This window comes from Nostoc sp. 'Peltigera membranacea cyanobiont' 213, from assembly GCF_002245975.1.
GTDB lineage: Bacteria > Cyanobacteriota > Cyanobacteriia > Cyanobacteriales > Nostocaceae > Nostoc.
Map to the genome: position 1 here is coordinate 66440 of NZ_NOLI01000011.1, position 22318 is coordinate 88757.

At 39.5% G+C, this 22318-nt stretch carries 24 protein-coding genes; 7 read left to right on the top strand and 17 right to left on the bottom strand.

Annotation, left to right across the window (positions count from 1 at the left end; all coding sequences use genetic code 11):
- Positions 1–71: 71 nt before the first annotated feature.
- The 3 genes from CDG77_RS05385 to CDG77_RS05395 are packed head-to-tail and all read right to left on the bottom strand — an operon-like array spanning position 72 to position 2943.
- Positions 72–1586, bottom strand: a complete 1515-nt coding sequence (locus tag CDG77_RS05385) for a GH3 family domain-containing protein (RefSeq protein WP_094328381.1) — start codon at positions 1584–1586, stop codon at positions 72–74.
- Complete coding sequence (locus tag CDG77_RS05390) at positions 1586–2194, bottom strand: acyltransferase (protein ID WP_094328382.1); 609 nt, start codon at positions 2192–2194, stop codon at positions 1586–1588. Before CDG77_RS05390 ends, CDG77_RS05385 begins: the two co-directional genes overlap by 1 nt.
- Positions 2191–2943 (bottom strand): sterol desaturase family protein, encoded by a 753-nt coding sequence (locus CDG77_RS05395; protein WP_094328383.1) that lies wholly within the window; start codon positions 2941–2943, stop codon positions 2191–2193. The genes CDG77_RS05390 and CDG77_RS05395 overlap by 4 nt, the downstream gene beginning before the upstream one ends.
- Before the next feature lie 261 nt (positions 2944–3204).
- Between CDG77_RS05395 and CDG77_RS05400 the strand changes: the two genes are divergently transcribed.
- Both CDG77_RS05400 and CDG77_RS05405 read left to right on the top strand, forming a co-directional pair.
- Positions 3205–3699 (top strand): hypothetical protein, encoded by a 495-nt coding sequence (locus CDG77_RS05400; RefSeq protein WP_094328384.1) that lies wholly within the window; start codon positions 3205–3207, stop codon positions 3697–3699.
- A gap of 6 nt (positions 3700–3705) precedes the next feature.
- Entirely contained in the window at positions 3706–4080 is a 375-nt protein-coding gene (locus CDG77_RS05405; RefSeq protein ID WP_094328385.1) for a hypothetical protein, read from the top strand.
- A gap of 6 nt (positions 4081–4086) precedes the next feature.
- Here CDG77_RS05405 and CDG77_RS05410 read toward each other — a convergent pair whose 3' ends face one another.
- Both CDG77_RS05410 and CDG77_RS05415 read right to left on the bottom strand, forming a co-directional pair.
- The gene (locus CDG77_RS05410) at positions 4087–4278 is read right to left on the bottom strand and encodes a hypothetical protein (protein ID WP_094328386.1); all 192 of its coding nucleotides are present in this window, start codon (positions 4276–4278) and stop codon (positions 4087–4089) included.
- 349 nt (positions 4279–4627) lie between these two features.
- Complete coding sequence (locus tag CDG77_RS05415; protein WP_094328387.1) at positions 4628–5650, bottom strand: aromatic ring-hydroxylating dioxygenase subunit alpha; 1023 nt, start codon at positions 5648–5650, stop codon at positions 4628–4630.
- Positions 5651–5807: 157 nt separating this feature from the next.
- Here CDG77_RS05415 and CDG77_RS05420 point away from each other — a divergent pair, with 157 nt between their 5' ends.
- Positions 5808–7385, top strand: coding sequence for a hypothetical protein (locus CDG77_RS05420; RefSeq protein ID WP_094328388.1), 1578 nt, complete (start codon positions 5808–5810; stop codon positions 7383–7385).
- A 121-nt stretch (positions 7386–7506) separates the two neighbouring features.
- Here the strand turns inward: CDG77_RS05420 and CDG77_RS05425 are convergent, their stop codons facing one another.
- The 10 genes from CDG77_RS05425 to ruvC form a co-directional block, all read right to left on the bottom strand.
- Positions 7507–7905: a type II toxin-antitoxin system VapC family toxin gene (locus tag CDG77_RS05425; RefSeq protein WP_094328389.1), complete on the bottom strand. Its 399-nt coding sequence runs from the start codon at positions 7903–7905 to the stop codon at positions 7507–7509.
- Positions 7902–8147 carry a type II toxin-antitoxin system Phd/YefM family antitoxin gene (locus tag CDG77_RS05430; protein ID WP_094328390.1) on the bottom strand — a complete coding sequence of 82 codons (246 nt, stop codon included), beginning with the start codon at positions 8145–8147 and terminating at the stop codon, positions 7902–7904. Before CDG77_RS05430 ends, CDG77_RS05425 begins: the two co-directional genes overlap by 4 nt.
- A gap of 153 nt (positions 8148–8300) precedes the next feature.
- Positions 8301–8765 carry an SMI1/KNR4 family protein gene (locus CDG77_RS05435; RefSeq protein WP_094328391.1) on the bottom strand — a complete coding sequence of 155 codons (465 nt, stop codon included), beginning with the start codon at positions 8763–8765 and terminating at the stop codon, positions 8301–8303.
- A gap of 14 nt (positions 8766–8779) precedes the next feature.
- Positions 8780–9172 carry a deaminase domain-containing protein gene (locus CDG77_RS05440; protein ID WP_094328392.1) on the bottom strand — a complete coding sequence of 131 codons (393 nt, stop codon included), beginning with the start codon at positions 9170–9172 and terminating at the stop codon, positions 8780–8782.
- A gap of 32 nt (positions 9173–9204) precedes the next feature.
- On the bottom strand, positions 9205–9489 hold the full coding sequence (locus CDG77_RS05445) for a 2Fe-2S iron-sulfur cluster binding domain-containing protein (RefSeq protein ID WP_094328393.1): 285 nt from the start codon (positions 9487–9489) through the stop codon (positions 9205–9207).
- 18 nt (positions 9490–9507) lie between these two features.
- Positions 9508–10713 (bottom strand): P-aminobenzoate N-oxygenase AurF, encoded by a 1206-nt coding sequence (locus CDG77_RS05450; RefSeq protein ID WP_094328394.1) that lies wholly within the window; start codon positions 10711–10713, stop codon positions 9508–9510.
- Positions 10714–10752: 39 nt separating this feature from the next.
- Positions 10753–11658, bottom strand: a complete 906-nt coding sequence (locus CDG77_RS05455) for a ferritin-like domain-containing protein (RefSeq protein WP_094328395.1) — start codon at positions 11656–11658, stop codon at positions 10753–10755.
- Positions 11642–12703 carry an aromatic ring-hydroxylating dioxygenase subunit alpha gene (locus CDG77_RS05460; protein ID WP_094328396.1) on the bottom strand — a complete coding sequence of 354 codons (1062 nt, stop codon included), beginning with the start codon at positions 12701–12703 and terminating at the stop codon, positions 11642–11644. Before CDG77_RS05460 ends, CDG77_RS05455 begins: the two co-directional genes overlap by 17 nt.
- 5 nt (positions 12704–12708) lie before the next feature.
- Positions 12709–13449 (bottom strand): hypothetical protein, encoded by a 741-nt coding sequence (locus CDG77_RS05465; RefSeq protein WP_094328397.1) that lies wholly within the window; start codon positions 13447–13449, stop codon positions 12709–12711.
- A gap of 198 nt (positions 13450–13647) precedes the next feature.
- Positions 13648–14139, bottom strand: a complete 492-nt coding sequence (ruvC, locus tag CDG77_RS05470; RefSeq protein WP_094328398.1) for a crossover junction endodeoxyribonuclease RuvC — start codon at positions 14137–14139, stop codon at positions 13648–13650.
- Positions 14140–14313: 174 nt separating this feature from the next.
- Here ruvC and CDG77_RS05475 point away from each other — a divergent pair, with 174 nt between their 5' ends.
- Positions 14314–15684 carry a gluconeogenesis factor YvcK family protein gene (locus CDG77_RS05475; RefSeq protein ID WP_094328399.1) on the top strand — a complete coding sequence of 457 codons (1371 nt, stop codon included), beginning with the start codon at positions 14314–14316 and terminating at the stop codon, positions 15682–15684.
- Positions 15685–15781: 97 nt separating this feature from the next.
- Complete coding sequence (gene tsaE / locus CDG77_RS05480; protein ID WP_094328408.1) at positions 15782–16216, top strand: tRNA (adenosine(37)-N6)-threonylcarbamoyltransferase complex ATPase subunit type 1 TsaE; 435 nt, start codon at positions 15782–15784, stop codon at positions 16214–16216.
- Between the two features lie 918 nt (positions 16217–17134).
- Here tsaE and CDG77_RS05485 read toward each other — a convergent pair.
- Positions 17135–18310 carry a patatin-like phospholipase family protein gene (locus CDG77_RS05485; RefSeq protein ID WP_094328400.1) on the bottom strand — a complete coding sequence of 392 codons (1176 nt, stop codon included), beginning with the start codon at positions 18308–18310 and terminating at the stop codon, positions 17135–17137.
- Positions 18311–18726: 416 nt separating this feature from the next.
- Positions 18727–20070, bottom strand: coding sequence for a dihydroorotase (locus tag CDG77_RS05490; RefSeq protein ID WP_094328401.1), 1344 nt, complete (start codon positions 20068–20070; stop codon positions 18727–18729).
- A 404-nt stretch (positions 20071–20474) separates the two neighbouring features.
- Between CDG77_RS05490 and lepB the strand changes: the two genes are divergently transcribed.
- Both lepB and CDG77_RS05500 read left to right on the top strand, forming a co-directional pair.
- On the top strand, positions 20475–21116 hold the full coding sequence (lepB, locus tag CDG77_RS05495) for a signal peptidase I (protein ID WP_094328402.1): 642 nt from the start codon (positions 20475–20477) through the stop codon (positions 21114–21116).
- 109 nt (positions 21117–21225) lie between these two features.
- Entirely contained in the window at positions 21226–22008 is a 783-nt protein-coding gene (locus tag CDG77_RS05500; protein WP_094328403.1) for an MOSC domain-containing protein, read from the top strand.
- The last annotated feature ends 310 nt before the right edge of the window (positions 22009–22318 follow it).

Genomic DNA, 22318 nt, shown 5'->3' on the forward strand with positions numbered 1-22318 from the left:
AAATTTTAATTTATCTCTACTTAATGTCAAGAGTTTAAATTTATTTTTGCTAATGCTTCGTTGTGAATTAGCTATTTCTGGGCAATTTCTAAGTTCAATTTCTGCAAAAGTTCATTGCTAATGGGTGATGTTGCCAGAATTGGATGTTTAATACCTCCCCAAATACTTCCAGTGCGGATACGATGGGAAACTAATACTTCAGGAATTTTATTAGAGATTAAAACCTCTGGTGGTGCGAGTTGACCGATGGCTCGCGCTCTTTGGTAATGATATGATTCTGATAAAACCCGATCCAATTGTTCGGCAATAATTCCTGGGGTTTCTTTTGCCGAATCTAATAATAAAATATAGTGTGGGGGATCGGCAATCGGCATCAAACTTTTAAAATTAGTTTCTTGCAAGTTCAACTTAATAAGAGCATTATTTACAAAATTTTCTTGCAACTTTTCGCCTACCAAATCGCTAACGGCTTGATGTCGTCCGATAAACTCTAAACAGGGAGTGTGGCGATAGTAATGAGTTACCCGGATGCGATCGCCAATCCGATAACGATACAATCCTCCTTTCTGCGATAAAATAATCGTGTATTCCTTGCCAGTGCTGAGTTCGTGTAAACCATATAGGGAACCAGTATCATCCTCGAACTCGAAGAAAACTTCATCAATAACTGGCACACATCCGCCAGCTACAATCAACGGAATCGTTATTGGGGCTTCCGTTGCTAGTAATCCTTTACCTTGAATTAATACACCAGGAAATTGCAAACGTAATCCCTGAGCTTGATCTGCTGCATTGGCACTATCCCAGCAGGAAATCAGCTTCAAATTTGGCCAGAGTTGCATCCAGGGAATATTACTTTCACTGAGGAGTTGCAGGCGATAATGTGAAATCCGGTTGTGTAATTCTGTTCGCAATAAATCCTGATTCTCTTGAATATATTTTAAATGTACTTGGAGAAAACTAGGACTCCAAATAGAAATAATTTCTAGTTTTTCAGCCTCTAATAATGCCAAAGCCAACTGATGTTTAAATAAGTTCACGTCATGCAGCCGATTAAGTTTATTTGGCATCACCAACCAAGGACGTAAAAACCAACGCAACCAGCCATCTAAGTAATCTAAATCGTTCTGTAAACTTTGATTATCAGCTACATCTAATTGCGGCGAGATGCAAGCATAAATCTTGCCTGTAGAAAATTTCGGGCCATGTACAATCAAATCATGCGCCCATACACAGAACATTTGATTAAACGATCGCCGCAAAGATTGAGTATAAGGAATCCATTTCACCGCCCCACTACTACCAGAGGTTTTTTCATAAAACAAAATGGGTTCTGGTGTGAGGGAAATTTGCTGAGATTTCTGATTTAACCAGGGTTGGAGTGCATCATAATCTACAATTGGTACGCGCTGCCAATCGTCTAGAGAATGAATCTCCAAAGTTTTACCATACTCACTTTTGATTAGGCGATCGCAAATTTCCCTTTTTACAGATGTCTGCATTAACTCTGGGTTATCCAAAGCTCGATAAAATCGCCTTGCAGTTGGCGCGAGGATTTGCCCAAAAAGCTGAATAATCGGACGCATTATTGCACCTTTTGATTAGGATAAAGCTTGGTGGCTGCTGGTAAATAAGAATCATCAGCAATGATTACACCAGGAGCAAGATTAGATCCGGCTCCCACAAAAACATTGCTGCCAATCTTGACTTTTTTGACATACAACATTAAATTTTGTTTGCGGGGTTTTATGATATGGCAATAGATACCGACATTATGCCCGACAACGACGCGATCGCCAATTTCTAATAAACTGCGATCGGCAATCTCTAAACCTGGTGTCCAATATACATCTCGCCCCACTTTAGCACCCCACAATCGCAACCAACAGGAAAACACCCCTGGAATCAGTCGCAGCACTGCTTCCAACGCTGGAATAGCAATATAAATTACCTGGATTTGATGACTACCCCACCAGGGATTATATTCTTTACCTAGTAGATAACTAATACCCTCGCGCACAGGATAAACCCATTCATGCAAGCGGTAAACTAGCACTGGTAGCCCATAAATAGAAAGCAACACCGCCAGAATGCTGAAGATGTTGGGTGAATAAGCGAGGTAGATTATTGCTGCACCAGTTAGCAATAATATAAAGGTAGGGAAAAACGAAAGAATTTTGCTGATAACTGTCATGAAAATGGGAATAAAAGTTTTTGAAACAAGTTTAATGGGCTAGGAATTCCAATTATAGATGGCAACTTTTCGCTTTCATAATATGTTCCATGTAACTTATCCCAAATTTTCAGATTAGCCCCATAGTTATAATTATGGATTTCGCGGCAATGATGCCAAGCATGATCCTGTGGTAAGATTAACCAAAAAGATAAAAGTTGATATAGCCTGGTATTTGCAGGAATCATCAAGCGGCTATGTCGCCATAAATCTAAGGCAGAAGTTAGACTGACTCCAAGTAAATAACCTGTAGGATCGGCTAACAGATATACAAATAAAGTGTGTATCCATAAATATATAATTAACAAGCTCGTCCAAATTGTGTTGCGAGAAGTTCCTAATACATCCATCTGAGTAACGGTATGATGGACTTGATGAACTTTCCACAACAATTTAGTATGTAAGAAACGATGATTCCAATAATATAAATAATCAACTACAAAAAAACTGATAATAAAAGCCGGAATTAATGATACTTTTAAATATCCTTGTTGAGTGGGTAATAAATTTTGATATAGCGAATAAACTAAAGTAGCTTGTAGCAAGGGAATCAAAATTCCTTGAATCGTTAATCCTGTACTATCTATCAGCCAATCTTCACGACTTTTAACTTTAAGTTGAGTTCGTCCAACCTGATTGGTAATAGTCCAACCAACTAATCCGAGAAAAGAGCCAAAAATTAGTAGTTGTGAAAAGTTTTGTATTTCCACTTTTGATTGCTCACACTGATTTTAATTAATTACGAATTAATTTAATTTAGATTATAACTAACCTAATTCTACATATTAATAAATGCTAATTAATTATTATCACTGCATTTTCTCCCCTCTAGAAATCTTTTATCCTTTGACAGAGATAGTTTCAGCAAAAGCGAGTTTTAATCCCTATTGACCCCTGAGAAATAGTACGTACAATTATACGTAATTACTGATTGATTTTATTAAATCGGCTTGGCTGAAAACGCATAACCTATGGCTCTCGGCAATTTTGGCAATATTTACTCAGATGAGCTAATTACTGCCACTGAGTTAAATCGGCAGCCTGGACGAGTTCTAGACAAGGCTTTAGAACATCCAGTGACAATTACCCGTAACGATCAGTCTTTTGCGTTGTTGCGCCGGGAGGAAGTAACTTCTCTCGTCAAGGTAGCTACTCAAAGTAAAGCGGTTTTTGAAGCATTAACCGTAGCTTTTTCTCTATTATTAGGCAAAGAAATTGGCTTTGAACACCCTTATGGATGGTTGAGCGTGTTTGAGTCGGATGATCTGCAAGAGTTTATCAAGGAGCTAAGTGAGGCTTTTCGGTTGATAGATTCTTCAACTACAGCATGGGAGATAATTGACGCGCTTATCCATGAATGGCATGAAAGTGCAATTGCTTACTCTAGCCCCGAACTGGCAGCAGCTTTTAGTGCTGAAACTGATGAAGTCCCATTAACCAAACCATCTGCTGGGAGTGCTGTGTGAGAGAGTATGTCAGAGAACCAAGAAGAAAATCCCATAGTAGAAAATGTAGAGCCGCCAGAAGTTAAACTGACGGCTCCTGAATTATTTGAGATGGAAAGCACTTGGTTAGTGGTAGCCAAAAATCGTCGGGTGAATCGAGATTGGGAAGCTTTAATGCAGCGTCATCCAGAAAATACTCGACGCTGTTATGAGGATTTATGTACTGCACCAACCACTCGACAACCAGGGCGTGTTTTCCCTTTGAAGGGCAAACTCTACAAGGGGGCATGGGAATATGAAGTGACAAAAGGGGACAGAGTATTTTATGTTCCTGATGCTCAACAGTTGAAAGTCGTTGTTTACTATGCAGGGAAACATCCTTCCCCTGCACCTACACCGTAAACTTACTCAACACCCGTGTTCATACACAGCTAAGGGCATTCGTTCTTCTGATGCATCAACAAAAGCAGTGGAGCGAGGAATGGACGCAAAGACTGTTCCGGCGCTGGCTAGTTGTTCGGTGATGGCAGCTAAATAATGACTTACAATTGATACTAAACAATTTATTTTGATTGCAGATGTTTTTTTAATAATCGTCAAATAGCTTGCTGGTAATCTTTGTGAGATATCTCATCAAGACTAATTCTCATGCAACTCATTATTAATTTAGTTAATAAAATTACCTTGTACTTAAATGTGGTTTTTAGCGTAGGCGCAGCCCGCCGCAGGCATCGCTTGTTTTTTACCCGATCTCACCAAACAAATCGCGTTGCTCGCCTTTCCACATACCGTGAAAAATCAGTTATAAGGTGAGGGTTAGGGTGGGGTAAAAAAATATTTGATACATCAATCATGACTTTTCAAACATCCTCTTAGCGTAACGTTATCGAGTCTTCTCCCAAAGTGAGATGCTACGCGAATGAGCATCATTACAAATTACGAATTATTTTTAAACCCAAAATGTAACTTTTACTGATTGATTTGGCAATAAACGCGGATCTTCTCCACGAGATATCGCTGCCATAATTGACTCGACAAATATATGAATTGTGTCCGCAGGCGTATTGTAAAATTGTGTGCCGTATTTAGCGATCGCTTCCCCCTGAATACCCAAAATTTCCACGTCTTGGCGGATAATGTGTTGAGCAGTCCACCGCACAAAGGGACGTGCTAACTTATTCCAAATACCATAGTTATAGGTGACATCTGTGTAAACCAGAGTGGAATTATCGGTTTCTGGAATAGATTGACTGGTAATGAACAAATGACGATTATGTGCCATCTTATACTCTACAGAGGTAATATTTGGCATATAAAAGCGATCGCTATGTTTAATCTCTGCATTCTGCAAATTCAGAAAACGGCTGTACCATCCCAAATTACTGTTTTCGTTGCGATACTCCACCAAAACCGAACCATTGCAGCGTTCTACAGTCATCTCTAACTTTTGTTGACGGGAAGTACGGAAAACACCAGGATGAACAAAAGCCGTATGGGGAATATCAATAAAGTTCTCTGCACAATTAGTCACATTGTTAGCAAAACGGTTAATTACCCGCACCGTCTCCCATCCGGTTTGTCCGTAGTGAGGCATAGAAAAGGGTTCAATATCAATAATTGGCGTATCGGCTAACCGCACATAAACATAGCCATCTTGTTCTTTGGTAGCGTAACACTTGGCTCGACGCTGTGGGGAAGGTTTGAAATCATCTCCTTCGGCTGGAACAGCAATAACGTTTCCAACCCCGTCATATACCCAACCATGATAGGGACATTGTAAAGTACCATCACAGATTTTACCTGTTGATAGACGGCTATTGCGGTGTAAACAGCGATCGCGCAAAGCTACAGGTTGTCCATCTTCACCGCGAAATATCGCTAACCATTCTCCTAAAATGCTACGTGATAATACTTTGTTAGGTTGTAACTGTTCGCTGAGTGCGACAATATACCAGAAATCTGCAAATTGCATAGTGGGTGGGAGCGATCGTATTTAAATTATGGCAATGTCTTGAGCAGAACTGTTTGATAAAATTGATGTTGATGAAGTTACGGAATTTATTGCAGCATAAAAGATTACTAACATAATATTGTAAATAATTAGCTCAACTTTTAGATATAGAGACAGTATGAGTAATTTTCAAGGTGATATTGCTGGTAAAAATATTATCACTTACGCTTCTAGAGGTGGTAAGAAATACTCTTCCAATGATATTGGACAATATTTAAGAAAATTTAAACTTTGTGATGCTCTCAGGCTTATCGGAGAATTTTCCTATAAAATCTTCAAGTCTCATAAAGGATTACATATTGTCAAAGGTGTACCTGTTTTTGACGGTGTTCTAGCATATTTGTCAATGCTGCTAATTGAAAACTCCAATGATTACCGCAGTCAAAACATGACTGAAGATGATTTGCTGAAAGCTATTGATATGTATTTTGGACTTCTAGATCCCTTTGAAAAAGACGACGAAAATCAACAAGGTTTTCTCATAAGATTTGGAGCTTCTCAACTTGAATATGATCGTGAAGCTCGTCACCTCCTTCCAAGAACACTAATTATCTACAGAGACCTGTGGGCTAAAATTCCAGGTGCAAATAAAATTGATATAGCTTGTGCAATTAAGAGTTTTTCTGGGCTAAATTTGCAGGAAATATTAGTATTAAGCTTGGCTTTACCTGGGAATGGGAAGCAAGGTTTTTTTCGCCTATATGAAGACATAGATAAATATCCTGAAGCCGCAAAAGAATATTTTGATGTCAAGAAGCAAAGAATCTTTGTAAATTGGATTTCATCTAAATACAATGACTTTCGCTCTCTCTCAAGAGCAGATTCACCACCGACAGGTGAGTATGATAAATTTAGATTTAACCCCCTTTGGGTCAAGCCTGCAATTATTCCAGATCGCAATCCTAAAGTCGGTTATTCCCAAGTTTACATAACACCAATACCAACTTTAGTTTATCAGCGAGTAACTAGAGGTCTTTACTTTAGTTTAGCAGATTACTTCAGAGATACTAATAAAAATCCATTTCGAGAAAATTTTGGACTTGTCTTTCAAGAGTATGTTGGATTACTCATAAAAAAGGCAATTGGAGAATTAAACGTTCAACAAGAGTGGCGATATGGCACTAGTAAATATCCTAAAGACACACCAGATTGGTTTGTTATTAAAAATGGTTCTGCTGTTTTGATAGAAGTGAAGCAGTCAGGTCTCTATTTAAATGCTAAAAAATGGGGGGATTTAGTTGAAATCAAGAGAGACATTACTAAAAATATTGGTGCTGCGGTACATCAAATGTGGGAGTTTGAAAATGATATCGAAGCTGGTTTATGCACCGTTCCTGATTGGTTAGGCGGGATGACAATAACTGAGAGATTAGTTATAACTTATGATCGGTCTTTCTTCGTAAATTCAGTTTTTAGAGATGAGATCCGGCAATTGTATCCTGCTATTCCTGAAACATATCATTGGCATACTATTTCAGTTGAAGAATTAGAGTATTTCCTGGGTATCGTTGGTCTGAGTTTTATCGAGGCGTTGAAAGAAAAAAGACTTGATGCTGAAGGAGACAGTATGGATTTTAGAGATTATTATTCCAGAAAATCCTCTCAGGATGATTGCAGAAATCCATATTTAGATAGTGTTTATAATGACTTTTTTGGGGAACTAGAATTCTTATCTGAACAAACAAAGGCAGAGTAGCAAGTAGGCTGGGTTAACACTAGGAAACCCAACATTCCCAAAAACTGACAAGTGCGATCATCAGATAGTATAAACAGTGGCAAATTGTTGCACCACAAGCAACAACCATTGAAGTAAAATCTCACGATTTAGCAGCCCAAATCAGGGAAATATCATATTTCTTGAACATGGAATCGGAACTAACAAGCGTCATTTCTTCTATCTGAGCCTGTGCAATCAACATTCTGTCAAAAGGATCTCGATGATGCAAGGGTAAAGCAGCCGCTTGTAAAGCATGAGACGCTGTAATTTCTAGCGATCGCATTCCCAACTGTGCCATCCGACTAGAAATATAATTGTCTAAAGGATCTGGCAGTGGCAACTTGCCGATAGCAACTTTTATACCTATTTCCCAAATACTGGCAACTGATAACCATAATTCATTGTTTTCATCGGCAATGTGGGCGATCGCTTCCTCATTCAAACGCTCTGGTTGGGCAAACCACCATAACCAACACTGCGTATCTAGCAAAAGTTTCACTCCTCACCGCCCTCAAATGCTGCCAACATCTCATCTGGTAAAGGGGCGTTAAAGTCCTCTGGCACTAGAAAACGCCCTTTATCCTGTCCTAAACTATCGCGGCGATTTGATGAGGTGCGAAACGGAACTAACTTCGCAATGGGAATGCCTCGATCGGAAATAATGATTTCTTCTCCATGCTCTACCCGCAACAAAAGTTGTGAGAGATTCGTTTCAGCTTGATGGATATTTACAGTTTCCATGATTTTATCTAAGTCTCTAAATTGAGTTTAACCAATTCATCCTTCCATTAACCATTACTGTGAAAGAAGCTTTCTGAATTCGCTTTTATTGGGTACAAATACAAAGTTCTTGGTTAAAAGGAAAACTGATTGTCAATTTGATATGGTAAATATCTAACTCGCTAGAGACATCGAAGATTTTAAATATAGCTCGATTTCCACCGCTAGAAAATCACTAAATGTATCATGACTTTTGACGAAATAAGGCTCTTGCTGCCCTTCGCAATATGAGTAAGTTGGTGGGTTATCACCTTCTGAAAGCCTGAAAAAGCTAAACTGATAGCCCTGGTGCATAAAAAATACAAAAGCATCCTCTGGCAAAGCTTCAGGAAAATCATTTTCTACCAAAAGTTGTTTAGCCCATTCTTGAATTTGCGGTAGATGCTGGTAAAAGCAATCAGAACCACGCAAAAACTTACCTGCTCCATGCCCCATCATTTTGAGAAAATCTTTGTAATTACTGGGCAAAGTAATACCTTTTTGTTGTTCAAATTGAATTATTTCTAAATTTGAACATGGCAAAAGCTGATTTTCGTTAAGAAGAAGCTGAAGTGGTTCGGGTAAATTGCGAATTGACATTTATACCGACTCCTTTACGCAATGTTTCCGTGATGTACATTTAGCTGAATGTTCGGGAAAGTTTGCCTAAACTGCTTAATGACATACTCACACGAATCACATGGCTCTCTTTCGGTGAATAACTCAATCTTACCCTTTACTTCTCTATTATTTGTATATTTTTGGGCAATCGCTTCTAATATTTTGTATTCTGAGTCTAAATCTCTTCGATGTCCAGTAACTTCAAAGGTTTTAAACATCGGTTGATTCGGTAAAACAACCGCTCCCTCTCGCAATAGCTTACCACTAAAGGCGAATAGCTCGAAAAATGTCTCATCTACCCATACTCTAGCAATAGCAACATTTCGGGCTGGTGCTGGCACGTTACAAGTTTTACGAATTTCTGCGACGCGCTTTAACCAATCCATACTTGCTTTTTTAGTTGTTTTTAAATCACCATCTAAATCTTACGAATTTCAACATTACCTGTAACATTAACTTGACACGCTAACCGCGCATGAGGATAATTAGCCACTAATGTCTCTAACATTTCCTGTTCATCAGGTTGAGGACGAGGAATATCACCAATAACCTCAACCAAACAAGTGCCACAAATTCCAGTCCGACAACCAAACAAAACAGGTGAATTCTGAATCGTGAGATATTCAGACAAACTTTGATGACATTCCAAAGTTATAGTAACAAAATCACTTCCCGGAAACGATATCTTACATAAATCAGCCATAATACGCAACAATCTTACCTAAACAACACTCTTCCATTCCTCTGTGCGCCTCTGCGTCTCTGCGTGAGCTAAAAATAAATACTCTCGGTGTTCAAAACCTTGAAAAGCCCTTTGTTGAGTTGCCAAATATCGAGAAATTGAATTAGTAGCCATCAGTGACATATCCCGATTACGTTGCCAAAGATAATCGAGTTTTTCAACATACATCTGATAAGATTTCATCGCCTCCTGATGAGTTGAAAAACTGCGCTGTAATCCTTCCGACTCCTCCGTAAAGCAACGCCGCATCATTTCTTTAGCATCCATGTCACTCATCTCAAAAATTGGCGATCGCAACACCCGATAAATCTTGCCATACAGCGCCGGATCGTACCAAAATATCCCGTTAATCGCAGCAGAAAAATGAAAATGATCGCGTTGGCATCCCAACAATCCTAAATTAGCAACCAGTCGCTCAAAAGCAGTCGGTGGCTTAAGACAAGTGATAACATCGTGAGATATAATAGTCGAACTATTGAAGTGAAAGCTTTCATCCATGAAGTGATAATAAGAGACTTTAGCAGGAATTGGAGCAGCTTCAGGATGGGGATGTTTCTGATAATAATTGCTGAGTTTGTGCTGTACTAACTTGCCGTTTAGTGTCCGCACTCCCCGGACTGTAAAATACTGACAAGCTAAAAAAGTATTATTCGCAGAAATTAGCCCAAAGTATTGAAGTTGAATTTTTTTCCACCAAGTTTTTAAAGCATTGGTGTCAGCATAAACCATCGTTTCTGTAAAGGGGCCGCGCATGGGGTAGGTAAAGATAAGTTCCCCAAACAATGCTTGTTCAACCTGTTTGGCAATTGTGCGAAAGGCGTTAATGTGCGATCGCTCTTGGGCGGATTCCAAATCTAAGGTATCGCAGATTAAGCGAAAATCTTCTTGGGCGTAAAGTCCGGCTGCACTGGTTTGATTGAAAAATATAGTTGCAATTTCGGCAGAAACAATTTGTGAGTAGTAAGCTACCCAGTAAAGTTGGTTCAAAATTATACGCTGATGTTGAGTAGATTGTTCCCATAAAGGTGTACCATATAGCAGGGAAAATTCCTCTGGGTTCCAATACTCGTTTTGGCAATCTTCATAGCGAAAGTTGGTGACAGCTTCATCCATTAAAACAGTATGATCTTGCTGTTTGTTGCGGGTGTGGTTGATTTGTAATTTGCGATGAATAGTTTTTTCCATATCCGTTTTTATTTCACGCAGAGATAAGATTGATATTTATTACACACATTGATGGGCGGGGAGTGGTTTAAAGGCTCCGCGTTCTTCTAAATTTTGCAGGATAGACTGGGCTGATGTTCCCCCCATGAGCGATCGCAATATTTCTAATCGCGTTCCGCTATGAGTCTCCGTATCTAGTTCTTCTAAGATTTGGATTTTTTGCGATCGCGTCAGATGTCCTTTCACTTGTTCAATTGCTGTCAGTAAGCTTTGTGGCCCCACCTGTACCATAAACAAAAACTGTGCCAACACATCGAGAATTGTTGTTTCACTGAATGCTGAAACAGTAATTTGATTAAACAAGGTGGTTCCCGTAGCGTGATGACGGGACTCAGATTGTAAAAAGCTGGAAAAAAGTTCTGCTAAGACTGGATAACGGCATTCCTTCGCTAAACGCCGATAATGGCTTAAACCCCATCCTTCTAAAACGACTTGCAGCACAAACAACAAAACTGTTTTATCCGCACTTTCAACCACTTCTGATAGTAAGCGCAAAAATGGATCGTCCGTGCTATTTACTTCCATTTCTGGTAAAAAATGGCTAATTTGGTGAAGGTGGGTAGCTTCATCAGCCGTAAACAATGCATAAAGCATTCGTTCTTCAACTGTTTCGGCTAACAGTACCATTTTTGCCATGTAGCCAACACCTGCTTTCTCAATAAAATATGATTCTTCTAATAAACTGCGGTTAGCAAGTTCCAGAATAGAAAATTGTTCATCATTATTAGATTGCTGAAAAATTTGGACTTGATGTAAGTTAAAAAATTCAGCATCCCAATAATTTAATTGGGGATAATTATCATAATTCTTCTGATTAGATAAGGCTGCTGTTAATATCCGTCGTAAACGGTCATCAGAATCTGTGTGTGGTAGGTCAAAACCGACAATGTTATATTTTGAATCCATGTTCAGGGCTAGGTGTTGATAGGGTTTGAATATTTGGATAATTAACAGTGTCCCAAGTTGCCCAGGTTAAAGCTTTTTGTTGATTAACGTGCTGAATAAATTCCAGAATAGATTGATCTGCTTTAGTAGGAGTCTTTAAATCAAACTGAATTGTCTGAAATACCTGCGTATCCCCCTTGGCAAAGTAATTACCAACTTGCTGAGTTAACCATAACAAACCACGATTTAAAACCCATCCCCAAAATCCCGGACGCTTGGGAGTGACAAGAATTGTTTGCCCTTCAGTTTTACCACCTTCTATCATTCGCAGCGTAAATATAATATAGAAGTGCAGGAAATCTGGCCCTAGCGTCACAGTGCCAGTGCTGCCATACCAGTAACACATACTATAAGTAACTTCGTTGCGATATAGAGGACGAATCAGGCGAATTAACCAAGAATCATCACCTCCCCGTGTAGTGTTGCTAAAAGTAATAGCGTTGTTATTTACGTCTTGAGAATCAAATACAATCTCTAAAGGCAGATTGTGTACTGTATTGAAATGGTGAGCATCAATCGCATTAATTAGTAAGACATTGGGATGGCAGTTTTTGACAAACCGAGTCCCCAATATATGATCGCAATCTACCTGTTCTAATTCTGGTACAAAGGGCAGCGAACTTGGCTTTTCTTCTCCCACCCAAACCCAAATCATGCCGTATTTTTCTGCCGTGTACCAAGTTTTAATACACACAGGTAGCGGTTTCCCAAGTGAAGGAACATCTACACAAATTCCGCGACTATCATACTTCCAATTATGAAAAAAGCAACGAATTCCATCACCTTCTACCTTACCTTCTGCTAAATGAGCGCCCATGTGTGGACAATAAGCATCTACAGCTACTACCTGACTACTAACTCCCCGATAAATTGCCAGATTTCTACCTAGCAAACTTATAGCTTTTACCTTGCAAATTTTTAATTTTTTCGATGGTAATGTCCAGTACCATCCCTCTATAAAATGGGTTGAATTGTTAAAGTTTGATTGTATGTTTGTAGATGTCATAAAATTTAAATCAAAACACAATCTTGCACAAATTCTAACGATGATTCTGACTCCCACATCCGTTTTCCAGCACGAGTGAGATTGTCATAGTTAATTTCAGTTAAACAAACCAATTCATCCCCTAATCGATAACCTGGGTTTTTTTCTTCAAAAAACTGGATATGGGGGTTACTCTGTCTTCCTGTGGGGATTTCAATTAACCCCTCACACAGAATTTGGGGATGCGGGAAATTGACGATACCAGTTGATTCTTGGTATAAACTACCATAGTATTCCCGCGCTAAACTCACCATCAGATTTGTAACATCGGCAGGTGTTGTAACATCATAACGCGGATAGAAATCTTGCCAAAAAGTAGGGAGAAAACGATAAGTACGAAAACCAGAGCAAATTAGCAGCCAGTAAAGTTTATTTTCTGCATAGTGCTGACGCAGAAAATTGATGGCGGCAATCCAACTACGTGGTAGTGTTGTACTCGACCAAGCACTAGGATCGACAATAGTATCGCCGGAATACACCACACTAATTTTTTCTCCCAAAAAAGTCTTTTGACATAACATCAGAGTTGAAAATCCTTTGAGTGCGTTGGATGTTTCATCTCTCAACAGCAAAACCCAGTTTTTGCGCTCTAGATCGACTAGAAACCCATCCCAGGTTATACCTTGGAAGTGATTTTGGAGCAACGCATACATGGCAGTGCGATCGCTTGATTGCAACTTTTGAACAGGAATCAGCAAACTCTTCATTATTCGGAAATTACCTAAAATCGAGTTGTAAGATGTTTTTAATTAACACTTTATCGACCAAATTAGTAAATTTACGGTGTAGTGTGACAGATTCCAAAATGGTTATTTACGCTACAATCATATATTCACACTAAGCATAAGTTTTATATTGGTACTGATGTGCCAGTTAGAAAATAACTTTATTGTTTGCGTACAAATCTACAGCTGATACGAAGCCGTCAAAGCCACCGCCAAAGCATCCGCAGCATCATCCGGCTTGGGAATCTCATCTAAATCTAACTCCCGCGCTACCGCCTCTTGAACTTCCGACTTATCCGCATTGCCATACCCCGTTAAAGCTTGTTTAATTTGAGCCGGAGTAAACTCTATGTAAGGAAGACGACACTGGCCCAACACCAAAATAAGTACGCCCCTTGCCTGAGCAACCAGGATTGTATTTGACATCCGATAGAAAAATAGTTTCTCGATCGCTACCAAATCTGGTTTAAATTCTTCTATGACGGTGTGTAAATCATCAAACAAGGTACATAGCCTCTGTCCCATTTCTACATCTGCTGATGTTTTAATTACCCCAAAATCCAGCATATTTACTGTAGTTTCTTGCACCTTGTTGGAAATTTGTGTATAGGTAATTACCCCAAACCCTAAAGTTGCCAGTCCTGGATCTAATCCTAAAATTCGTTTTTCCATTCAATTCACTTTTAGTAAGCCACGCTATTGTTTAAGTGGGAATACTGGCAATCTTAACCACTTGCTCTTAGTCTAATGGAATAGACAAATATAATAGTTTCACGCCTAGTGTTTTAAACCAAGTGGTGTACATTTTCTGTTAATTATTGTTTGTAGCACTGCTGTAAATCAGGTATGTCAATTGGTTTTCTCAGACAAGCCCTCAACGCCCTGCAAAAGCAGTCGCGTTCTCGTACTTCCTATCGGGTTAACCAGTGGTTCAAATGGTTATCCCCTGGACTATCGGTAAAACGTTGGTTGTTGATTAGTGTTGGGGGTGTACTGCTGACGAGTTTGGGGTTAGCTATCTGGATTAAGCTGACTCCAATTTTTTGGATGATAGAGTTGTTTCGGAATTTCCTAGGAGTAATCACCAACGTCTTACCCAACTATATCAGCGGGCCTTTGGTGCTGATCGGTGGCTTGCTGTTGGTGCTTTGGGGACAAACTCGCACCGTTGGCTCAATTACTAAGGTACTAAGAGCAGAAGGCGGAGAAGAACTCATCGATGTATTGCTGGCACATCATCGATTGTACCGAGGGCCGAAAATAGTAGTAATTGGTGGTGGTACGGGACTTTCTACGTTGTTGAGAGGACTGAAAACTTACAGCGCTAATATTACTGCTATTGTCACTGTAGCCGACGATGGTGGATCTTCTGGGCGGTTGCGCCAAGAATTTGGAGTGCTACCACCAGGGGATATCCGCAATTGTTTGGCTGCACTAGCAGATGAAGAAAAGTTATTAACAGAATTGTTTCAATACCGTTTTCGGGCTGGAGATGGGTTAACAGGTCACAGTTTTGGCAATTTGTTTTTAACGGCAATGAGTGATATTACTGGAGATTTAGAACAAGCAGTTGCAGCTAGCTCTAAGGTGCTAGCGGTACGAGGACAAGTACTACCAGCAACTCTCAGTGATGTTCGCCTCTGGGCAGAATTAGCTGATGGTCGCCGCATTGACGGGGAGTCTAGCATTCCCAAAGCTGGGGGGAAAATTGTCAAAATTGGTTGCATTCCAGCTAATCCTCCAGCAGTACCAGCAGCGATTAAAGCACTTAAAGAAGCTGATTACATTATTATTGGGCCGGGTAGCCTTTATACAAGCCTGATTCCTAATTTATTAGTACCAGAAATTGCCGATGCGATCGCTCAAACATCTGTCCCCCGTATTTATATCTGCAATATAATGACTCAACCAGGAGAAACTGAAGGCTATACTGTTGCAGATCACATTAGAGCAATTGATGCTGCTTGTGGGCAAAGACGGCTATTTGATGCTGTACTAATCCACAAAAAATCCCCCTCGGAGCAATCACTCGTCCGCTACGCCCAACAAAATTCCTATCCCGTTTTTCTGGATAGAGAAGCTGTCATTCAGCTAGGGCGAAGGATTGTTCCAGCTAATGTTTTGTATGAAGATGAAACGGGTGTTGTCCGTCACAATCCGCAGAAACTAGCACAAGTATTGTTGCGGTGGTACGGTAGAAGTCATCATGGTAGGTAGTTATTAGTCATTAGTCATTAGTCATTAGTCATTTGTAAATAACCAATACCCAATACCCAATACTCAACGTCCAATGACTAATATAATTGATGAAAATATGAAAATTTTTCTAGCAGATACAGAGGCGACACTACGCTTAGGTATTACTCTCGGAGAATCCCTGACTCCTGGCAGTGTAATTTTACTAGAAGGTGATTTAGGCGCTGGTAAAACTACCCTAGTTCAAGGTATTGGCAAGGGTTTGGGAATTACTGAATGTATTGTCAGTCCTACTTTCACCCTGATTAATGAGTACACGGAAGGACGGCTCCCCCTTTACCACCTGGATTTATATCGGTTAGAACCACAAGAAGTTGCAGCTTTGAATTTAGAAAGTTACTGGGAAGGTGCTGAGATTGTACCAGGAATTGTGGCAGTTGAATGGGCAGAACGATTACCCTACAAGCCAGATAGTTATGTGAGTGTGAGTTTAACTTATGGGGATGGGGGTACTCGTCAAGTCGAACTCATACCATTCAATTGTGCTATTTAAGTTCATCTCCCAACCCAAGTACGAGAGATTTCACATTTTTAAATCGCAACACTAAAAAATTTCTGCCAATAGTCGAGGGAGAAATTAAACTCGTCCTATCTACCACTACCACGTTCACCACTGGAAGTCACTAACATTGTTCTCTCAACCAAAAATAAACGAAATAATTGTTCAACAGCAGATACATTACAATAGGGTTCAGTTAAAGCTAAAAACAGAGATCCAAATAGGTTGAGTTGAAATATGATTCTTTTGAACTTTTTGTTTATTGAAGATTCCCTCAACCTCCTCTAGTGGTCTATCACAAAAGTTTTGATAGGTTTGTAATCAGCACTAAATTGCTTAAAAAGTCAATAATTAAAGTCCTTACTATAAACATGTATGTCCATCAGAATTAATAAGACAGACCACTACTACTTTTTCCGTACCTCTGAGATATTCGAGATTGACATCTACTAGCTTTATTGTTGTAATCAGCAGTTAAAAAAAATGATTTAGATGGTTCAAGCAAATGTAAATAAACTGTTGTTGGGTAAATGAGAGTTTGACAGAACTTTGTCAGTCTGAACCAGATTAGTTACCTACTGTGATTAGGAGATCCAATCAGGATTAGTGAGTAGCCAAAGCTAGTAGAGAAAAATTAAACAAAGTCAAGTTCTGTATAAGTCGTTTAACTTTCCTTACACTTAGTATTCCCAAGTTATGTTCATAATCTATACCAAGTAATAAACTAATTTTTGATTTTTAATTATTTCAAATAATTTTAACTAACAAATAATTCTGAGATTAACATCTGTAATTAGCACTTGGATCGAGACACCATTAACTAAAACATCTCGTATTTTTACAGGAATTATAGTAGAAATACGAGATGTTATACCCGAATTTACTTTATGTTAATATGCCTACGTGGATGCACTAGTTATCTCTAATAAAAGAAGCGATCGCCTTTTTGATCGGAGAACCAGAGTCGTCTCTGGTATAGTAAGTAAGACCTCGGTCGATAAATGCAGAGGTAGTATCTATTAACTGCTGAATAATCTCCGCGCTAGCATTATCTATTTCTTCAGTAACTTTTTCGCCTGTAAATCGGTTTTTTCGATCTTCTGGAGGTAATACAATGCGAGGATCTTTATAAGTTTCTTTTGGCTTGGGTTGAAATGTCTCATTTAAGTCAAACTGAAGGCGTAAGTAACGTTTAGAATCGTATCCACCCATGATTTGTCGGCAAATCGTACTATCAATCTCAGATGTAGGTTCCATAAAGATATTAGTCAGATTTTGTACCCAGTCTAAGCCTCTCCATTTGCTTATTTGCTTATATTGATATGGTTCACCAGTTTGACCTGTGCCAATAGAGAGGATAGAAATATCTTCTAATCGCAGATTATCCAATTTATATTTTTGCTTGATTGTTGAAGAGATTGAAGACTGACTTATCCTCATCACTAAACTCAAAGCTGCAAGACAAGGGTTGTTAGCAGAAACTCCGCCATCAATGTGTGGAAATTCCCAATCCCCAAATTTTTCTTTATCTATAGGTTCTAATTTATATGGTGGGAAAAAACTGGGGGCTGAGGCAGAAGCGGTACATATTTCCCATAAATAACAGTCATCGTACCATCTGTCTCCTAAATCTGGATGACAGTTTGTAAAAAAGGTTGTATTTCGATATAGCGGATCGTAGGCAAGAATTAAAATAATCGGTTTTTCAATATCCTTTATTCTTGTGGATTTGTACGCGTCTTTGAGGACGCTAGTAATTCCATCATGAGAATATTTAGCTGCTGAGAACACATCAATAATTGATTTTATGATGGGTGGTAAGTTTTTGTAGCGGTTTTTTATAGCCGGTGGAAATATATCTTTACCCCGCTCTGTATACAGTTTAATTAGTTCATCACTCTGTTTTCCAACAGCAATTCCTCCTGCTAAGATGGAACCGGTAGAAGTACCAGTAATCAGGTCAAAGTACTCATGTAAAAAATTTCCTTTCCCCTGATTTCTAATTTCTTTTTCTACTTGTTGAAGTATTCGTGCTGCAATAACTCCACGAATACCGCCACCGTCTAAAGCCAAAATTTTGAATGACATAGCAATTGTCCTTGATTATTTCTATAGCCCCTTTTTAAGAGGGGTTGGGGCATCTTCCCTCGGTAAACAAGCTAACCGAACTGTATTGCATAAACACAGAGTGGCTTCCCGCACGTTAGGAAACAAAGGAATAAGAGTTTCAGAGAGTTATTGTGTAAGTCCTATAGTTATTGAAGATTTGACTTTAAACACCTATAAATAAATTCAGGGTTTTAAGTTGCAATTTTTGATACAGCGACAAGTCAATACCCTTTGGTTAAAAGGGTAAAGGAGGAAAAACAAAAATTTTCATCTTTTAGCTTTAACCAAACCACATTGGTCTAGTCTTAACTCTAGATAGATGAAAATCTTGCCAGTTCAAGTATGGCTTTGATGTAAAATTATTTGTCTAGTACGTAAGCTTAAATAAATATTTGCTATAAGAAAGTTAAAGCTTGACCACGCACTTCTGTATTGACCTGACCTTTGTCATAAACTATTTCACCCCCGACAATAGTTGTTGTAGCCCAGCCAGTAAGGTTCCAGCCTTCAAAGGGACTCCAACGGCATTTGGTTAAAAGCTCCTCGCGCCGGACTGGACGGTATGTGTTTAAATCTACAAGCACTAAATCGGCATCGTAACCAGGTGCGATCGCTCCTTTATTGGGAATACCATAACCTACAGCTACATTCTTAGACATCCAGTTCACAACTTGGGCAACAGTACACTTTCCCTCCATCGCCGCAGTTAGCATCAACGCTAGGGAAGTTTCCACCCCAGGCATTCCCGAAGGACTATTGGGGTATTCTTGAGCTTTTTCTTCTAAGGTGTGCGGCGCGTGATCTGTAGCGATGAAATCAATCACGCCATCGCGCAAAGCTTGCCAAAGGACTTCGTTATCGTGGGGCGATCGCAAAGGTGGATTCATCTGTGCTAAGGTACCAATCTTTTCATAAGCACTGGTGTTCAACAACAAATGCTGTGGTGTTACCTCTGCTGTCACCCAACTAGGTTTCTCCTGACGCAGCAAATCTGCTTCTTCGGCTGTTGACATGTGGAGAATATGCAGACGACGTTGATATTTTTGCGAAAGTTTTAATGCCAGTTGGGTTGCTAGCATTGCCGCTTGATTATCTTGAATTTGCGAGTGAACGGCTGGGTTGTGGATGTTGGCAAATTCTTGGCGGCGTTGATTGATTCTAGCTTGATCTTCGGCATGAACGGCAATCAAGCGAGCCTGCTTTGCAGGAGCTTCGCTAACGCCTTTCGCAAATATCGCCTCCAATGCTGTTTCGCCATCAACCAGCAACTGACCGTGCATCGACCCCATGAAAATCTTAATTCCTGGTGTTGGCTTTGCCAAAAGCAAATCTGGGAGATTCTCTGCTGTTGCTCCAATAAAAAAGCCATAATTAACCACGCACTTTTGTGAGGCTCGGTCTAGCTTGTCGTCTAAAGTCTGCTGTGTCGTCGTCAGGGGGCGCGTATTGGGCATTTCTAAAAATGTTGTGACTCCACCTTTAGCACATGCACAACTGGCAGTGAATAAATCTTCCTTGTGTTCTAGTCCAGGTTCCCGAAAATGTACCTGCGGATCGATAACTCCCGGCAACAAAGTTAACCCTTCTGCGTCAATTTCAGTGGCTAGTGGTGTTTGGGAGATTTCTGGCGCAACTTCGACTATTTGGCGATCGCGCGTCAACACATCCCCAATCATCAGTTCACCATTAGGTAAGACTATGCGAGCGCGGCGGATCAGTAAAATTTTTGGAGATGACATAGGGCTAACAAAGTTCACACAGGGAGCTATATATTACAGACAGATAACTATGATTTTAAGTTAAACTTAGTCGCACTCTGCGTGTTAAATTTTTTGCCGCGCGTTAAAAAAAAGTTTACTTTTAATCTATGAAGTACTCTGTCAATCAATTTGGGATTTGGGATTTGGGATTTGGGATTGACCTTATCCTACAAGGGATAAAGTTTGGGGATTTTAGGTTGTTTTGTTTTTGCCTACCAGAGACCAGTCATAATCCTCAATCCAAAATCTAAAATCCCCAATCTAAAATTGGTAGTCAGGATGCCAACATAATCAGGAAATTAAAATTTTCCCGTTAAGATTAACAGATAAAGTCTCACTAGGTGAGTTAATTACCTATATCTTTCCTTCCGTTAAGTAATTTCATGCAAAATCAAGTGCCTGATAACAACTCTAGTCAACAACCCGATAATTCCTGGATCGCAGAACTAGGTAGAACAATTGTATTGAGTATTATTCTAGCTCTGGGTATTCGTACCTTTGTTGCTGAAGCACGCTGGATTCCTTCTGGATCGATGGAACCGACTCTGCATGGTACGCCAAACCAGTGGGAAGCAGACAAAATCATTGTCGATAAATTGAAATATAAATTTGCTGACCCGCAGAGGGGAGATATTGTGGTATTTTCACCTACAAAAGAGTTGCAAAAAGAACAATACCAGGATGCTTTTATAAAACGGGTGATTGGCTTACCTGGAGAACAAGTACAACTTAGAGATGGCAAGGTCTATATTAATAATAAACCCCTACCAGAAACTAATTATCTCAGTTCTGGCCAGACCACTGTAATTGATGTTTGCCAATCAGGGCCACAGCCACCTTTTTTAGCAAGACCCCAGACTATACCAACCGATTCATACTTGGTTCTAGGTGATAATCGTACCAATAGTTACGATGGACGCTGTTGGGGTGTTGTCCCCCGCCAAAATATTATTGGACGGGCTGTAGTTCGCTTCTGGCCTCTAAATCACATTGGGGGAATAGACAAATCGCCACTATATCCATAAATTAACAATATTATTAGGTGGATAAGTAACAAAAGAATTTTAGATTTTAGATTGGGGGCTGCTAAATCACCAATCTTTAATCCCAAATCCCAAATCCCAAATTGCTATGATGCCTTACCTAGCTAAGATTTTACTGTATCCAGTAAAATCACTGGATGGTGTTGAAGTTGAAAAAGCTACAGTTCTTGCCAGTGGCGCACTACAGCATGACCGCGAGTTGGCTATTTTTGACGAACAGGGTAAGTTTGTCAATGGCAAACGTCATGCTAAAATCCATTTACTAAGGGTGCAATTTACACTCCTCAATAGAACTATCTCGTTACAAATTCCAGGCGGCGACTCACAACAAATTTTTCACCTGGATGATAACCGGCAAGCCTTAGAAGCAACTTTAAGTGATTATTTTGGGTTTGCTGTCACATTAAGACAAAACTCTTTTATGGGCTTTCCTGACGATACACGCTCACCAGGGCCAACGGTAGTTAGTACAGCAACGTTGACAGAAGTCGCTTCTTGGTTTCCCGGTTTAAGTGTAGATGAAATCCGCCGACGGATGCGTGCCAATATCGAGATTGATGGTGTACCAGCATTTTGGGAAGATCGGCTATTTAGCGAACAAGGTGATTTAGTCTCCTTTCGAGTAGGAGATGTAGATTTATTTGGGGTTAATCCATGCCAGCGTTGTATAGTCCCAACCCGCGATTCTTACTTAGGGGAAGCTTACCCAAACTTCCAAAAAATCTTTGCAACCCAGCGACAAGCAACTCTACCAAATTGGGTTGCTTCATCGCCTTTTAATCACTTTTACAGATTGAGTGTTAATACCCAATTACCCCCATCGTCAGCCGGAAAAATTTTACAAATCGGCGATGAAGTTGACATACTTCTATAAGTAAATTAATATTTGGTTACAATAAAAAATACTAAGTAAATTTTTTTGCCTTTTTTTTGTTTTTACTATGTATTTGGATGAAAATTTTAAAATTGTTGTAGTTGAATATAAGTTTTTGTAACCAGTCCAGGGGTTTTGAGACTGGAAAATCAAGACCTCAGCAATTCAAAATTTAACTTGGGATTGGGTGCTAATGGCGACCAGAATTTTAGAATGGCATACTGGATGCTTATGGGTTAAATTTCAGTTTAGTGGAGCAAATGTACTGATATATTGTCGGCAAAACTAAGCAAATTAAGCTGCGATGTCT

What these genes read in the sequence shown, in the direction of transcription:
- CDG77_RS05385 (WP_094328381.1), bottom strand. Translation starts at nt 1,586, where the DNA reads ATGCGTCCGATTATTCAGCTTTTTGGGCAAATCCTCGCGCCAACTGCA.
- CDG77_RS05390 (WP_094328382.1), bottom strand. Translation starts at nt 2,194, where the DNA reads ATGACAGTTATCAGCAAAATTCTTTCGTTTTTCCCTACCTTTATATTA.
- CDG77_RS05400 (WP_094328384.1), top strand. Translation starts at nt 3,205, where the DNA reads ATGGCTCTCGGCAATTTTGGCAATATTTACTCAGATGAGCTAATTACT.
- CDG77_RS05405 (WP_094328385.1), top strand. Translation starts at nt 3,706, where the DNA reads ATGTCAGAGAACCAAGAAGAAAATCCCATAGTAGAAAATGTAGAGCCG.
- CDG77_RS05415 (WP_094328387.1), bottom strand. Translation starts at nt 5,650, where the DNA reads ATGCAATTTGCAGATTTCTGGTATATTGTCGCACTCAGCGAACAGTTA.
- CDG77_RS05420 (WP_094328388.1), top strand. Translation starts at nt 5,808, where the DNA reads ATGAGTAATTTTCAAGGTGATATTGCTGGTAAAAATATTATCACTTAC.
- CDG77_RS05430 (WP_094328390.1), bottom strand. Translation starts at nt 8,147, where the DNA reads ATGGAAACTGTAAATATCCATCAAGCTGAAACGAATCTCTCACAACTT.
- CDG77_RS05435 (WP_094328391.1), bottom strand. Translation starts at nt 8,765, where the DNA reads ATGTCAATTCGCAATTTACCCGAACCACTTCAGCTTCTTCTTAACGAA.
- CDG77_RS05440 (WP_094328392.1), bottom strand. Translation starts at nt 9,172, where the DNA reads ATGGATTGGTTAAAGCGCGTCGCAGAAATTCGTAAAACTTGTAACGTG.
- CDG77_RS05445 (WP_094328393.1), bottom strand. Translation starts at nt 9,489, where the DNA reads ATGGCTGATTTATGTAAGATATCGTTTCCGGGAAGTGATTTTGTTACT.
- CDG77_RS05450 (WP_094328394.1), bottom strand. Translation starts at nt 10,713, where the DNA reads ATGGAAAAAACTATTCATCGCAAATTACAAATCAACCACACCCGCAAC.
- CDG77_RS05455 (WP_094328395.1), bottom strand. Translation starts at nt 11,658, where the DNA reads ATGGATTCAAAATATAACATTGTCGGTTTTGACCTACCACACACAGAT.
- CDG77_RS05460 (WP_094328396.1), bottom strand. Translation starts at nt 12,703, where the DNA reads ATGACATCTACAAACATACAATCAAACTTTAACAATTCAACCCATTTT.
- CDG77_RS05465 (WP_094328397.1), bottom strand. Translation starts at nt 13,449, where the DNA reads ATGAAGAGTTTGCTGATTCCTGTTCAAAAGTTGCAATCAAGCGATCGC.
- ruvC (WP_094328398.1), bottom strand. Translation starts at nt 14,139, where the DNA reads ATGGAAAAACGAATTTTAGGATTAGATCCAGGACTGGCAACTTTAGGG.
- CDG77_RS05475 (WP_094328399.1), top strand. Translation starts at nt 14,314, where the DNA reads ATGTCAATTGGTTTTCTCAGACAAGCCCTCAACGCCCTGCAAAAGCAG.
- tsaE (WP_094328408.1), top strand. Translation starts at nt 15,782, where the DNA reads ATGAAAATTTTTCTAGCAGATACAGAGGCGACACTACGCTTAGGTATT.
- CDG77_RS05485 (WP_094328400.1), bottom strand. Translation starts at nt 18,310, where the DNA reads ATGTCATTCAAAATTTTGGCTTTAGACGGTGGCGGTATTCGTGGAGTT.
- CDG77_RS05490 (WP_094328401.1), bottom strand. Translation starts at nt 20,070, where the DNA reads ATGTCATCTCCAAAAATTTTACTGATCCGCCGCGCTCGCATAGTCTTA.
- lepB (WP_094328402.1), top strand. Translation starts at nt 20,475, where the DNA reads ATGCAAAATCAAGTGCCTGATAACAACTCTAGTCAACAACCCGATAAT.
- CDG77_RS05500 (WP_094328403.1), top strand. Translation starts at nt 21,226, where the DNA reads ATGCCTTACCTAGCTAAGATTTTACTGTATCCAGTAAAATCACTGGAT.